This is a genomic window from Candidatus Megaera polyxenophila (assembly GCF_029982035.1).
GTDB lineage: Bacteria > Pseudomonadota > Alphaproteobacteria > Rickettsiales > Rickettsiaceae > Megaera > Megaera polyxenophila.
Genome location: NZ_CP104167.1, coordinates 44,424 through 59,281 on the forward strand (window position 1 = coordinate 44,424; position 14,858 = coordinate 59,281).

Annotated in this window: 11 protein-coding genes and 3 pseudogenes; 8 read left to right on the top strand and 6 right to left on the bottom strand. The window is 33.7% G+C overall.

Features of this window, described 5'->3' with window-relative positions:
* Nucleotides 1–6,254: 6,254 nt before the first annotated feature.
* The 4 genes from N3Z16_RS09425 to N3Z16_RS09440 all read right to left on the bottom strand — a co-directional run bounded on the left by N3Z16_RS09425 (nucleotide 6,255) and on the right by N3Z16_RS09440 (nucleotide 8,256).
* A complete protein-coding gene (locus N3Z16_RS09425) occupies nucleotides 6,255–6,533 on the bottom strand; it encodes an HU family DNA-binding protein (protein ID WP_282487163.1) in 279 nt (92 codons plus the stop codon).
* A gap of 14 nt (nucleotides 6,534–6,547) precedes the next feature.
* A complete protein-coding gene (locus N3Z16_RS09430) occupies nucleotides 6,548–6,694 on the bottom strand; it encodes a hypothetical protein (RefSeq protein WP_282487164.1) in 147 nt (48 codons plus the stop codon).
* 2 nt (nucleotides 6,695–6,696) lie between these two features.
* Nucleotides 6,697–7,632 (bottom strand): Rpn family recombination-promoting nuclease/putative transposase, encoded by a 936-nt coding sequence (locus tag N3Z16_RS09435; RefSeq protein ID WP_282487203.1) that lies wholly within the window; start codon nucleotides 7,630–7,632, stop codon nucleotides 6,697–6,699.
* 117 nt (nucleotides 7,633–7,749) lie between these two features.
* Entirely contained in the window at nucleotides 7,750–8,256 is a 507-nt protein-coding gene (locus N3Z16_RS09440; RefSeq protein WP_341850351.1) for a nucleotidyltransferase family protein, read from the bottom strand.
* A 372-nt stretch (nucleotides 8,257–8,628) separates the two neighbouring features.
* On the opposite strand from N3Z16_RS09440, the gene N3Z16_RS09445 reads away from it, so the two are divergent.
* The 3 genes from N3Z16_RS09445 (at nucleotide 8,629) to N3Z16_RS09455 (ending at nucleotide 10,382) form a co-directional block, all read left to right on the top strand.
* Complete coding sequence (locus N3Z16_RS09445; RefSeq protein ID WP_282487165.1) at nucleotides 8,629–9,306, top strand: HD domain-containing protein; 678 nt, start codon at nucleotides 8,629–8,631, stop codon at nucleotides 9,304–9,306.
* A gap of 325 nt (nucleotides 9,307–9,631) precedes the next feature.
* Nucleotides 9,632–9,886, top strand: a complete 255-nt coding sequence (locus N3Z16_RS09450) for a hypothetical protein (protein WP_282485543.1) — start codon at nucleotides 9,632–9,634, stop codon at nucleotides 9,884–9,886.
* A gap of 73 nt (nucleotides 9,887–9,959) precedes the next feature.
* Complete coding sequence (locus N3Z16_RS09455) at nucleotides 9,960–10,382, top strand: transposase zinc-binding domain-containing protein (RefSeq protein ID WP_282487166.1); 423 nt, start codon at nucleotides 9,960–9,962, stop codon at nucleotides 10,380–10,382.
* Here N3Z16_RS09455 and N3Z16_RS09460 read toward each other — a convergent pair.
* On the bottom strand, nucleotides 10,339–11,376 hold the full coding sequence (locus tag N3Z16_RS09460) for an IS630 family transposase (protein ID WP_282485609.1): 1,038 nt from the start codon (nucleotides 11,374–11,376) through the stop codon (nucleotides 10,339–10,341). The genes N3Z16_RS09455 and N3Z16_RS09460 overlap by 44 nt on opposite strands.
* Between N3Z16_RS09460 and N3Z16_RS09465 the strand changes: the two genes are divergently transcribed.
* The 4 genes and pseudogenes from N3Z16_RS09465 to N3Z16_RS09470 all read left to right on the top strand — a co-directional run.
* The gene (locus tag N3Z16_RS09465) at nucleotides 11,370–11,663 is read left to right on the top strand and encodes a transposase (RefSeq protein ID WP_282487167.1); all 294 of its coding nucleotides are present in this window, start codon (nucleotides 11,370–11,372) and stop codon (nucleotides 11,661–11,663) included. The genes N3Z16_RS09460 and N3Z16_RS09465 overlap by 7 nt on opposite strands.
* Before the next feature lie 189 nt (nucleotides 11,664–11,852).
* Nucleotides 11,853–12,209 carry a transposase gene (locus tag N3Z16_RS11505; RefSeq protein WP_410519649.1) on the top strand — a complete coding sequence of 119 codons (357 nt, stop codon included), beginning with the start codon at nucleotides 11,853–11,855 and terminating at the stop codon, nucleotides 12,207–12,209.
* Nucleotides 12,210–12,503: 294 nt separating this feature from the next.
* Nucleotides 12,504–12,743: pseudogene (locus N3Z16_RS11510) on the top strand (ATP-binding protein); the annotation flags it as partial.
* 80 nt (nucleotides 12,744–12,823) lie between these two features.
* Nucleotides 12,824–13,597, top strand: a pseudogene (locus N3Z16_RS09470) (IS982 family transposase); the annotation flags it as partial.
* 17 nt (nucleotides 13,598–13,614) lie between these two features.
* Here the strand turns inward: N3Z16_RS09470 and N3Z16_RS09475 are convergent.
* A complete protein-coding gene (locus tag N3Z16_RS09475) occupies nucleotides 13,615–14,652 on the bottom strand; it encodes an IS630 family transposase (protein ID WP_282485609.1) in 1,038 nt (345 codons plus the stop codon).
* A gap of 64 nt (nucleotides 14,653–14,716) precedes the next feature.
* Here N3Z16_RS09475 and N3Z16_RS12105 point away from each other — a divergent pair.
* Nucleotides 14,717–14,845: pseudogene (locus N3Z16_RS12105) on the top strand (IS982 family transposase); the annotation flags it as partial.
* Between the last annotated feature and the right edge of the window lie 13 nt (nucleotides 14,846–14,858).

Genomic DNA, 14,858 nt, shown 5'->3' on the forward strand with positions numbered 1-14,858 from the left:
GACTCGCTTTTGTTAAGGTGATACCAACACCTCCCGCTTTTAATGATAAAATAAATATTGACGGTGGGGTAGCTTCGTCCTGAAACTCTTCGATCATGGCATCTCTTGCAGTTCTGCTAATAGATCCGTGTAATAAATAGGTATTATATTTTAGAGCAAAAAATTTATTTATGGCTTCACAAATTTCTTTATATTGAGAAAAAACTAAAATACTTTCTTTGTTTTCTATAGCTTCATCAATTATTGAATCAAGTCGTTGCAGTTTTAACGATCTTTTTGCGGCAAATTCGCTGTTATCTTGTAAATATTGCATCGGGTGATTACAAATTTGCTTCAATCTAGTTAAACTTGATAGCATATCCGCGCTAGCAAATTCTCTGTTTTTAATTTTATCGCTTATTTGGTTAACTACCGCCTGATACAATGAAGCTTGCTCTTTAGTTAACTGACAATAAACTTTTTGTTCAATTTTATCGGGTAATTCGGATATAATAGATTTATCAGTTTTGAGTCTACGTAATATAAACGGTTCTATAAGACGTTTTAGCCGCGGTCTATTTTCCGGTTCCCCATGAAATTGTCGCTTGAATATTTTTAAATCACCTAAATAATCTCTATTTAGAAAGTTAAATATTGACCAAAGATCAACTACGCTATTTTCTATAGGCGTGCCGGTGAGCGCAACATAGTGCTTAGCTTTCAAAGCAAATAAGGATTTACTTTGTTGAGCCTTGGGATTCTTTATATTTTGTGCCTCGTCGAGGATGATTCTATGCCACTTTATGTCGGTAAAAAGTTTATAATTTTTACGAAGCATGGTAAATGTCGTCAGTACTACATCATACTCGGTAAGATTCTGATCTTTACCTTTAGAGTGGTATGTGCATATGGAAATATGCGGAGCAAATCTCGCAAATTCCCTTTCCCAGTTACCGATTACCGAAGTAGGAACAACCAAAAGGTTATTTCCCGCATTTTGGGTTGCGGCTATATGTGCAATAATCTGAACAGTTTTGCCAAGACCCATATCATCGGCTAGACATGGGTTTAGTCCAATTTGTTCCATATACCTTATCCAAGAAAAACCTTGTTGTTGATAAGGTCTAAGCGTCCCTTGAAATGTGCCGGGAGTATCCAGTATGGTAAAATTTTGCTTGCTATACAAAGACATAAGGAATTGATCGGTATTGTGGTCAAATTCAATATCCGGATGAGCGGCTTTATTAAGTAATTGAAAAATATTTAGATCTTCTACTTGATTGTACTTCCAGAAATCAAGTATGCGATCCATATGTGCCAAATCAAGCTGCACCCATTCTCCCCTAAATTGTACTAGCTCTTCTTTATTAGCAATCAATTGTTTCCATTCTTCTACGGTAATATCTTGTCCGTTTAGCGATAATGAGTATTCAAATGATAAAATACCTTCAAGGGTAAAATAGCTATTTTCATTTTGTGATGAAATTTTGGTTTTTTTATGTTTGAGCTTTAATTTAGCCGTATTATATCCTTTCGGCGTATACCAAGAAGGTATAATTACGGTAAAGCCGGACTGTTGTAAGGTCCAAGCTGTTTCTTTAAAAAAAAATCTAGCATCTTCCTGTGTCAATTTAAACGGTATAACCCTATCTTCATTAAATGCACGTTCAAGGTCAGGATAAATACGCATTGCTAAACCCAAATCACTTAAGCAATCGTGCCATCTATTATTAATAATTTCATATTTAGACTGATCTTCATCACTCTTTTTGAGAACAGCAAGACTCCATTGAGAATCCCTATTCTCGGGTGCTTCAAGTTTAATACATATGTTATGCTTATTGTGGTCTAATGCTGATTTCCAAGTTAGCCAATGCTCTTTATCTAAATCTGAGAATTTCTTTGTTTTTGAATTAAAAAAACTTTCTAAAAAAGTACCGGAAATAATTCTGCTCTGGTCATTAGATAAGTATGTTGTTTTGACAAGATTTGTAACCGTATGGTCAAAAAAATGCCGCAATAATCCAATGTTGCTATAACAATTATTATCTATATAGCGACATATCTCGGGCATTTGCTTAGCTAACAGTTCTACGTCTGGATGATACGTAGTCCAAACAGGTTCGTTATTTTGGTTAATGCTAGGTATATATAATTCATGTTCTAGAATTTCAGAAACTATATCGACTATTTGTTGCCAATACACAAAGTCTGGTGCAAAGCGAAAACTTTCTGCAGAAAAAATATTTTTAATTATCGAAGGAGTAACATATAAACAGCCGACTTGATGGTATTGCCAATCTAGTTTATCAGGTGTATCTAAATTATATTCTCGCGCTATTAAGGGTGAAGCGACCGCTGCCATATTGTGCGTAGGGAGTAGAATATTAACTTTTCCTACTATACCCGAAGCTATTTTTTTATTAGGAGCGTATATTTTATCTTTTGTTTCAATCCAAAGACCTATTTGGTTTTTTGTGGGATGCCATATTCCGTGTAATACTTCCATCGGCGCTAAAAACTAATCGCGTGAATTAAGAGGTATTTTCCCATAAAGTGCGTAGCTTGCAAGAATTTTTCTAAAATATGCTATCGGTAGTGTAGCATAAGTAGTTTTATAACAACAACCTATTATATATTATGCGATACTTTAAAATAGACCGGATTTTGGTAGTCTACGTGAGGTATACCCTTAATGACAGAAATCATTAATTAAAAGTGATGTCCATACAGCATTTTTTATATTTTTTGCCAGAACCGCACGGACAAGGTTCATTGCGTCCCGTTTTATACCCAGACATAAGTCGCTCATTCCATATACGTCTATAAGTATCATAAAAATCATATACAGCCGGTATATTTATTTGAATTAATTTGATACACTCCGCCCTTGTCAAACTTTCGGATTCTGATGATCTTAATAGCGCAGAAGGTAAATTGTCTCTGTTATATAAAGTGATTATAGGATTTAGCAGTTCATGATGTGTTGGGTTATCAAGCAATATCTGCCAAAATGAAGGTATTGCATGCATACCTATTGCAAAACCGGTAATCCAGTCTTCAATAATTGGGTTATCTAGTTCGTCAGAATAGGTTAATGGTACGTATTTCCACTTGTTGCGTAGAATGTCTATTATACTGTTCCATAAATCTTTACTTTTTTCTAGAAAATATTGTGCTTCATCAATGGAGTCCCATTCTACAATATTATTGCTACCAAAAATCATTTCCATATGTGCCTTTAACGGGATCATGCTAACCGGAGTACATACTAGAGAAGTATAAAGACCATGAAGTACTGGAGTGTTGTATGTTAGGGCCTTATACTTTTGAAGAAGGTTATCTAGTTTTTCCATAAAGTAATTTAAATTTGTAAAGCAGTACGATATAATTCAATCAGGCTATCTTCCTCCTCCAGCTTTTTCTTATCTTTTTTACGGAGCTTAAGGACATGTTTAATGATTTTAACGTCAAAACCCATTGATTTAGCCTCATTAAATGCATCTTTCAGGAGATCGGTACTTTCTAGGCGTTCCTGTTCTATGGTTTCTATTTTATCTATGATCTGTTTTAGTTTTCCGTGTCCCTTTAGTAAAAATGCATAACTAGGGCAAAATATTAAAATATTATGCACTTTTAAAATATATTATAGGTGCATTAATATGAGTTCAACTATATCTACATTAGAAGAAGTTGCTAACCAGTTCCAAGTCTGGCGAGATAATAAAAAAAGTAGTAAATTTTCTCCTATTCCTCCCCATCTAAAAGCCCATGCCAGGCAATTATTAACTTCATATTCAATATCACAAGTTGCTGCTGCCTTAAATATCAGTAGATCCTTTCTTTATAATATCCAAAAAGATCAAAATTACTCACTTGATAGCAAAAATCAGCAAACTTCAGTAACTGAATCACTTAATTTTATTCCTTTCAATTTCGCTGATCCAAACCAGCCACAAAAGAATCACCTAATCAACCCTGCGACACCCTTAAATTTCACCTGCGAGATGATAAAACCAAATGGTATCAGGCTTATTATTCACACTTCAGATCCAACCAGCATTATTAATACCTTTTTATGCTCCAATTAACGCCTCAATCAACCATATTTGTTGCAACCATACATATTGATTTCCGCAAAGGCATCGATGGTCTTATTGCTGTTTGCAACCAAAAACTTACCATAAACCCTATGAGTGGGGCTTTATTTCTATTTTATAACAAAAGCAAAACCACTATTAAAGTCCTATCGTTCGATGGTCAAGGATTCTGGCTCTGTACCAAAAGACTTTCTCAAGGTAAATTCAAATATAAAATACAATCTCTAAATGGTTCAATGTACCAACAAATCTGTCATCGATCACTGCACATTCTAATTAATAATGGTGACCCTTTATCAGCAAAACTGGCAAAAAACTGGAGACCTTTAAGCGGCCACTAACTCCGTATTATTCCGGTACTCCAGGTATTTCCAAGGTAGGTAACTGCTTGCATCCTTCTGTACTTTATTCCAGTTCGTTTGAATCCAGTTAAAATAAGCAAAGCCGTTGATGCCGTTTGCCTCACATGTCCTTACTATACTACTTAAGCCACTCCATATTGCAGCGCTATTCCTGGTCTTGAAAAACAGAGAATTCTTGCGCTGTAATATTATGCTCTTTAAAGCCCGCTCGGATTTATTATTATCTAGAGGGGCTCCCTTAACCTTTAAAAACCGTGTCAGTCCGGTTTTATTGTTTAGCCAATAATTCATTGCCTTACCCAGTGCGCTATTAGGCTCAGCTAATTTTTGATCATATAAATACCTGATCTTATCATATATGTTTTTAATATGCTTACTGCTATTTTTCTTATGATGTCTTAGCCTTTTTCTGGAATCATAATTTCGGCATTCATGGTCAATTTTGTAGATCGAACTGATTTCATCTAGAAAATATTTGCATTCTTCGGGATAATAATCTTTTATCTCGGCAAATTTTTCCCGGCCATGAAATAAACAATTTATTATTATTAACTTACCTAGCTCTTGCTCATCAACTTTAGGCGTATTTTTACTACTTGCATCTACCATTAATTTAAAATAATGATCTTTATTACCCCTGTTGGTCATGATTGGTACAAAATTCTCCCCACAGTGCTTATTATCAGTCATGTATAATATGATACTCTCACCTCTGGCCGTTCTAGTACATATGGTAGTTGTATTACAACTGCGCTGCTGTTTCTCAGGCAAGGTTTTATTAGTCTTCATCACTTCAAGAATTTTTGCTCCGGTATCATCTGAATAAAAAATCTTGCTCTCACTCGCTGCAGCCAATAACTGCTGATATATAGCATAACCACAATCTTCCCATACACCTAAAGATTGAATCCATAATGTACTTTCAGCTATGGGCACGTTATATAAGGACTGTAATTTTGATAATCTATGAAAAGGCATTCCATAAACTCTCTGCAGTATAATTGAACTTCTTGCACTATGAGTCCATTTATCTACTGATTGATGATTCATAAACTCTAAACCACAAGTGTTGCAGCGTAATACTGACTTCTGGTATCGTTCGACATTTACTGGAGAATTACCGCTGAATTGTAATAACTTACGTGCCTGACCCTCGTAAAGCTTTCCTTTATGACAAGACCCGCATATATCGCCAACTCCTATACCTTCAATCTCTATATTATTAATAGGGGCATCTGGATAATCATCAAAACTATATCGGCCTTTACCAGTCCTACTGGCTCTCTTTCTTTGATGTGATGCAATATCTATTACTTTAGAATCTGAATCAGTATTACTACCGTTACCGCAAGCACCATTACCATGAGATTCATTTTGCGGTTCTAATGAATCTCCGATAGCTTTTTTAGCGCCTCCTGATCCAGGCTCAATAATATCTGTTTTAATTGATTGGTACTGATTTTTCCAGACTTTAACTCTTCCATTAGGACTTTAACAAAGTCTAACGTCTCTAATACTAAATCTTTGTAACGATAATTATTTTCTTTTAGTATCTCATCTAGGGTATTTACAACTTCTTGTCGCTGTGCTGAACTTAAGCTAACTATTGCTGGTTTCTTCATTGCCGGATGCTTATAATTAGGTGCTTTTTTAGAATCTTAAATAATTTTTTATCGTCTCACAACTATTAATTAACATTTAAGATAATTAAAAAAATTTATAATAGTATCACCTATAAATTAATAGTTTATACATTTTTACTAAAGGCACACAGTTTTCCAGTTTCTAGTACTTCTGTCATTTTAGCCTATGGTTATTTTTTATTCACCGCGTCTTTTAGTTTTGATCCTACTTTGAATTTTGGTTGATTGTAAGCTGCAATCTTCAATGCCGAACCTGTTCTAGGATTACGTCCGTTTCTTGCTGCAACTTTACTAATAGTAAAATTACCGAAGCCAAGAAGGGATATTTCCTTGCCTTGTCCTATGGCATCAATTACTGAAGATGTAAATGTATCAATTACTTTCTCAGCTTCTATTTTTGTGCATTTGTGTTGGTCTGCGATATGGGTGATAAATTCTGATTTGTTCATTTATTACCTTTAAATTATAATTTGTTTTTAAGTTTTGCAATTTCTTCTAAATCTAAGCCCGTTACGGATGAAATAAGTTTATCATCCAGCTTCTGGTTTATCATATTAATTGCTGTTTTTACCAAAATGGGATGTGTATTTGTATTAATATCAATACTCATGATTATTTTAACTTTTCTATTTCTTTAACAGTTAAACCGGTAAATTCTACTATTTCTTCCATAGGTTTATTTTTTGTTAGCATAGCCTTGGCGATTTCTACAGCTTTTTTGGTTTCTCCTTTTTCAATACCTTTCTCAATACCTCTAGCTTCACCGATAGAGATACCTTCCTGTTTACCGATGGAGATACCTTCAGCTAAAGCCTTCTCTGCAGTTTTTTTTAGTGTATTGGCTTCTATTCTAAGCCATTTGAGATGGTCCTCATAAAGTTCTCTTTCCTCTTCGCTAAAGTTCAGAACATCCAATACATGTAGTGCTTTTTTCAAATTCTCATCATCCAGTTCTTTCGGTAAGCGTTCTGCTTTTAGTAAATCATGCCTTGTTAAGAAAGCAACCCACATATCAAGAGCGGTTCTGGTTTTAGCAACTATATCCTTTAATTCCTCACTTGAATCGCTAGTAAATTTATTGAGTTCTATTGTATGCAATTCCAAATCCTTGAAATAGGCAAACCCGTTCTCTTTTTCGGTAATATGAAAAACGTTATGATAATTTTTTGCCTTAGGGATAGAAGTAAAGTTCAGTATATGAATACCTATGGCTTTGGACAGAGCAGAATAATCCTGTGCTACCTTTAGCTGCTCGGTATATAATTTTGCCCAGTAATAGAGGGCTCGTTTGTCATAATCGGCTTCGTCGCTAATCTGAATCTCAATATTGAATCTTTTACCGTCCTGATTTGTAGCTTTAACGTCTAGTATCGATAATTTATCCTGTTTAAAGTTTTTAGGATTATAAGGATTTAACAAAGTAATATCTGATACCTGATCTTCCGTGTCAACAATAGAGTTTATAAGAGAAATAAGAAGATCCTTATTCTCTTCGACACCGAAGATTTTCTTGAAGGCCAAGTCAACGCGAGGAGATATTTTTTCCATAATTACCGTCATAAATACTTACAAACATTGTATCACAAATCCTCATGAAGTTCCATAGTTTTATTGGTTTTTAAGGGTTTTTATAATAATTATCGTTATTAGTTTTATTTTGAAGTTCTACAAAGCTACGTTCCAAATAATCTGTATCTTTTGTAAATAAGCAATCAGAGCAGATTCTGTTAAGTTATCTTGACCTAAGGTTTCGTAAGCTTTCGTTAAAAGGTTAAGTTCTGCAGGGGTAATAGTCCGTGGTTCTTGATTTTGTTTATATCTACTATGCGCAGCTCCACCATTTTCAGCTATATTGTGCATTCCCCTAGTGCGTATTTGTATTTCAACAGGTAATCCATATGAACCTAAAAGAATAACAGTATGCAGGGAGCGATAACCATTAGTCTTTGGCTTGTCAATGTAATCTCTATACTTTCGTGGTATTACCTTGTAAATTTCCTGAATAAGTTTTAGCGCTGTATAGCATTCGTCTTGTTCGTTTACTATAATTCTAAAGACAACAATATCAGTTATTTCTTTAAGCTTAACTGATTTTCTAGTTAATTTTTGTAAAATGGAATAAGGATCTTTAACTCTCAGGAAATCTCTGCTGTTATACCGAGAGCTTGTAATTGATTATAAGTTAAGTTAATTTCTTGGTTATACGAAAAGTCTTTTGTTTGCTTATCCATTTTAAGCTTATTCGGTTAGGTTTAACTAGGAGCCCAAGTCTAACAAGGGTGGTTAAGCCTGTCAACGCCCCTGTAAATGGGATATATGATTAAGTTATATATCGTAAACACTATGTCTATAGCAAATAATATCTTACCTATTTAAGTAATCGTTGTAAGTATTGTCCTAATTAAATTTTGTGCCATTTTTTAATCTGTTAATATTTAATTTGTAATATTAAAGAAAATAATTTAATAAATAATTTATAATTTACTTATATTTCAACTAATATGGAGTTATTATATAATTATGTAGTTAATTAATTCTTAAATTATGGATTATTCAGCGCCTTGTAAATATTCAATAAGATTGATAGAAAAGCTAAAATCATTAGATACTAAAAATATACTGAATTTTGATTTGGTTAATAAGGCTATTTATTGGGCTAGGAAATATCATGGAGTACAGGTGAGAAAAAGCGGAGAGCCGTTTTATAGTCATCCCTTAGAAGTCGCTTATATGATATCTGATTATAAGCTAAAAACTGATGTAATAGTTGCTAGCATATTACACGATATTGTAGAAGATACGGAAGTTACCGTAGAGATGATAAATAGTAGCTTTGGGCAGAGAATAGCTGAAATGGTTGATAGGCTTAGTCGTGATAGGCCTGATGGGACGAAGTTAAGTGTAGAGGAAATAATTACCAATGCTTATCAAATGCAAGATGAAGAAGTGTTATTAATTAAATTAATGGATAGAACCCATAACATAAGTACCTTGAATTTTATGTCAGTAGAAAAACAGAAACTACAGATTAATGAATCCATTAGAAATTTTTTAATTTTTGCAGAAGACTTATCTTTACACGACATCAGTGAATATATTTATAAAGAGTGCGTAAACCTTAACATTAAGCTAAAGGTGGTTTCTTTAAGCGATTTACAATACAGAGAACCTATATTTGATAAAGAATTTAGCTTGCCCGCTCTAGTGAATCAAAATGATTAACAGCGAAGTAATATAATATTCCTATAGGAATTAGTACAATAAATATTCCATAATATCCAAAGTACTTAGTAGAATATACTAAACCAAATGAAGTAATGACATACGTCATTAACTTGGCAATTGAGCTTAGTAAACTGGTATAGGTAAATCTTTTCATCACTGGAAAATGTCTACAAGATAAGCCACCTATCGGTGGCAGCTTAAAAGAAGATACCCTTGACCGATAAATATTTATGGAGGATTATAATACTGGTATTTGATTTGTTTTAACTTGAGTTATAAAGACTGAATGTTAGACATACATAAGATAATATATAATTGAGTTATGAGTAACTTGCACTCTGAGCAGCATTTGGTCAATGAATTAGCGGTAAAAACTCTTAAGGCCATTTCTAAAGAGCAAGCAATTCCTTACAGCAGGATCAAAAAGATTTTTTCCGAAGGAGATAAGGAAATAGCCAAGGCTTTCTGGATAATGTTGCGAAAAATATCTCCCAATCATAAGTATAATTCTGTTTACTATTGCCCTGATTGTAAAGAATTTGATTTAGAACGCAAAGGAAGAAAGATTCCTTGGTAAGAAAACATTAACTATAAGTAATTTATGGAAATAGTCGGTAAAGGAATATCTATAAAACATATTTTTCTAGACCGTGGTAATTGGTCTCGATTTCGCTAAAAAATACGGCAAGCTAAGATACGGCATTATTTTCAACGTCACTAAAGTTATATCGTGTGGAACGAAATATTTAGGATTTAAACGTTATAGCTGCCGTGATTGTAACCGCAATAAATCGGTAGCATTCAGCTGTAAAGGTAGGTTTTGTTCTCGTTGTGGTAAGAAACAAACGGATCAATGGGTGAGTAAGGCTAGCAATGTTCTACCAAAAACACGATGGCAGCACATTACATTTACAATGCCGGACTCTTTATGGCCGATATTTTGGCTCAATCGTGATCTGTTTGGATTGATTTCCGGTATTGCAGCAGGAATTATTAAGGAGATATTAACCCACCAACTAAATACCCGACTTAGGCGGCATATTTTACTTCTTTCGCCTGAAATAATCTTTTGATATGTTCTGGGTTATTTTGCAGAGTCCTTAGGTAAGATTTTAAATTCCCTTGGAGTTCAGATTTTGTAAGAGGTATATGTTTCCTATTTACATTTCTTTTTAAATCGTTGTTTAAATATTCATCCGGATTATGTTGCGGAGTATACGGAGGCAGAAAAAATAAAGAAATTTTCTTTTTATGTTTCCGAGTCCATATTTGTACTTTTTTGCTATGATGAACCTTGAGATTATCTAGGATTAAGAAGATTTTTTTCTTGGAGTATTTTACCAACCTCCGTAAAAATTCTATAAATACATTTGTTTTTAGTGTCTCTTCGTACAGCATAAACCTTAGCTTACCGTTATTTGTAACAGTGGATATCATGTTTATACTAAATCTCTTCGATTTATGAATCACAACAGGGGTTTTTCCTTTTAAAGAATAGCTTTGTAATACCTGACACTCTTGTTTTATCCCTACTTCGTCGCACCAATGTATTTCTGCCTTTTCATATTCTGCTTGCTTGGCTATTGACGGATATTCTTCATCTAACCAAAATTGAACCCTTTTGGGTTGCTGCTCATATGCTAACTTCTTTGGCTTTTGTGCAGTATACCCCCATCTTCTTAAATATTCGCCTATTGTACTTAGGGGAAGAAAAAATCCACAATGTTTTTTGATGAGTGCATTAACTGATTTTCTTGACCATAATGCTGATTTGATATTGTGATCTTCTGGTCTAGAGATATTTACGTACCCTTGTATTATTTTACTTTGATCTTCGGTTATAAGCCTTTTCTCTCCTATCTTTCTACCTCTTAACTTCCCACTAATTGCGTACTTGTCGCCTCTCTTTTCCCTCCTTACCCATTCATTTACTGTCTGGCGACTCACTCCTATTAATTCACCTACCGACGATTGACTCTCTCCTCTTTTTACTAGTTTTAGAGCAATCTTTCTCATCGACGCTTGTGCGCTTATTGATAATTTCCTAAAATCTTCACTTTTTGACATTATTGCATTATACAAATTCCTTCCTTCTTGGCAATAGTTATGTCGGGTATTTAATTGGTGGGTTAATAGCTACAAAGAAAAATCTTGTGGTTGGTATATTTACTGCCTTACACACTTTCGGTAGAGATTTAAAACGCAATGTTCATATCCATTTATCGGTTACTTGCGGCGGTATAAATAGCAAAGGCAAGTGGCAAAAATTATTTTTTCCTGCCGAACCTATTAAAAAATGTGGAGACATAGAGTCCTTGAGTTATTTCGCTTTCAATATATCTCAAGTAATTTGAAGTTGCCGTCCGCATATCAAAATGCTGAGAATTTTAATAACTGGATGAGTAGTTTATAATAAAATCAGTTGGTATGTTTATTTAAAAACCATCGGATGATCATAAACGCAACATAGAATATTTAGGGCGGTATATAAAATTATTTGAGACAAGAATAGAAAATTACGACGGAAAGCAGGTAACGTTTAAATTTTTGATCACTATAATAATACAATTGATCGCATAACTATGCCCGTGATGCAGTTCATAGCTAGTCTGATTATGGATGTACCAGATCGTTATTTTCGAATGATTAGGTATTACGGTTTTTTATCTAATAGAACTAGGGGCGTACAATTACCTATCGTATATAAGGCAATTAATCAAATCGTTCATAAGAAAACTAAGCTCATTAGTTGGAGATTAATGATTTGGTTGAATTTTAAAATAGATCCTCTGTTTTGCTATAATTGCAATAAATGTATGAATCTGCGGCAAGTTTATTACGGTTTATCTCCGCCATTGTTATTAATAAGAACCAATGAATTATTATCAACGCCTAGATAACATCATTATGGCGAACACTTCTTTCACGTCTTGGCCACATAATTTGTAAAACTGAACCTATTTTTAGATAGATTCTGGCAGAGATTTTTGTAAAAGTGTTGATAATTTCTAATATTGTGGCTGGTAACTACATATTTATTAAACGAATTTTTAAAAAGCTGATTGATGATTTTTCTGGTTGCAAATTTTGAATTTCCTATACTATGAAATTTTATGCGGGGATTTTAGGCAGGATTTACTGGAATTAAAAAATACAACTTACACAAAATAAATGATTGACTCGTAGGTACCGGTAAAACGCACTTATCTCAAGCTCTTGGAATGTTGGCTTGCCAACGTAATAAAAAGGTAAAGTTTATAAGGAGCAACGAGTTGCTTAACGAATTTTACCGTTCTAGAGCTGATTTTACTTATGACGCTATTTTTAAGCGTTATACAAAAGTTGATTTATTGATCTTAGATGATTTTGGCCTAAAAACCTTATCAGCGGAACAATCATCTGATTTACCCCAGTTCGGGATAAGGATTGCATAAATATATAGTAGATACAAGGGTTGCAAGATGGTGATGCCTGTGATAAAGCTCTTTTTTAACAAAAAATGGCAACCACAGGCATGAAAAAAGATATCACGGAATTGTACAGCTTTATAGATGATTTTTGCCAAATTTACTCTGGTTACGAAAAAAAGCAATTATTACCTGGCAATAAACAGCGAAATCGCTTATGTAGTATGAGCTTGAGCGAGATTATGACGATCATGGTAATGTATCATACGTCTCATGCAAAGAACTTTAAATATTTTTACAAAACTTGTATAGAGTATATCCACAAAAACGATTTTCCGAATGCCTTAAGTTATAACCGTTTTGTAGAACTAATGTCTAGATTATTTTTACCGTTTAATATACTTTTGCATATGTTATTTGGCGAAGAAACTGGCACATATTTTATGGATACTACCGCAATCAAAATCTGCCACAATAAAAGACGCTATAGGAATAAAACATTTGCTGGGCTTGCCAAGCAAGGCAAATCATCTATGGGCTTTTTTTATGGGTTTAAATTACATTTAGTGATCAACGAAAAAGGTGAATTTATCGCGCTAAAAATGACTAAGGGAAACGTAGATGATAGAGTTCCTGTGCTTGATCTAACAACGGATTTAACTGGTTTTATATACGCCGACAAAGGTTATATTAAGCAAAATCTATTCATTAATTTATATGAAAGAGGATTGAAAATGGTGCATGGAATTAAAAAGAATATGCCAAATAAATTAATGGATTTAAACGAAAAAATCTTACTACGCAAACGAAATATAATTGAAACTGTATTTGATTATTTAAAAAATAAAATGAACCTTGAACACACGAGACATATTAACCCACCAACTAAATACCCGACTTAGGCGGCATATTTTACTTCTTTCGCCTGAAATAATCTTTTGATATGTTCTGGGTTATTTTGCAGAGTCCTTAGGTAAGATTTTAAATTCCCTTGGAGTTCAGATTTTGTAAGAGGTATATGTTTCCTATTTACATTTCTTTTTAAATCGTTGTTTAAATATTCATCCGGATTATGTTGCGGAGTATACGGAGGCAGAAAAAATAAAGAAATTTTCTTTTTATGTTTCCGAGTCCATATTTGTACTTTTTTGCTATGATGAACCTTGAGATTATCTAGGATTAAGAAGATTTTTTTCTTGGAGTATTTTACCAACCTCCGTAAAAATTCTATAAATACATTTGTTTTTAGTGTCTCTTCGTACAGCATAAACCTTAGCTTACCGTTATTTGTAACAGTGGATATCATGTTTATACTAAATCTCTTCGATTTATGAATCACAACAGGGGTTTTTCCTTTTAAAGAATAGCTTTGTAATACCTGACACTCTTGTTTTATCCCTACTTCGTCGCACCAATGTATTTCTGCCTTTTCATATTCTGCTTGCTTGGCTATTGACGGATATTCTTCATCTAACCAAAATTGAACCCTTTTGGGTTGCTGCTCATATGCTAACTTCTTTGGCTTTTGTGCAGTATACCCCCATCTTCTTAAATATTCGCCTATTGTACTTAGGGGAAGAAAAAATCCACAATGTTTTTTGATGAGTGCATTAACTGATTTTCTTGACCATAATGCTGATTTGATATTGTGATCTTCTGGTCTAGAGATATTTACGTACCCTTGTATTATTTTACTTTGATCTTCGGTTATAAGCCTTTTCTCTCCTATCTTTCTACCTCTTAACTTCCCACTAATTGCGTACTTGTCGCCTCTCTTTTCCCTCCTTACCCATTCATTTACTGTCTGGCGACTCACTCCTATTAATTCACCTACCGACGATTGACTCTCTCCTCTTTTTACTAGTTTTAGAGCAATCTTTCTCATCGACGCTTGTGCGCTTATTGATAATTTCCTAAAATCTTCACTTTTTGACATTATTGCATTATACAAATTCCTTCCTTCTTGGCAATAGTTATGTCGGGTATTTAATTGGTGGGTTAATAGATCACCAATCAATGCCTTTGTGCATATACTATCCACGTTTATATCATATTGCTTTAAAAAAAATAAACCTTCAATAAATTATAGTTTTGATTTATCTCTAAACTACGCGCTTATCCCGAACTGAGGTAATTTATATG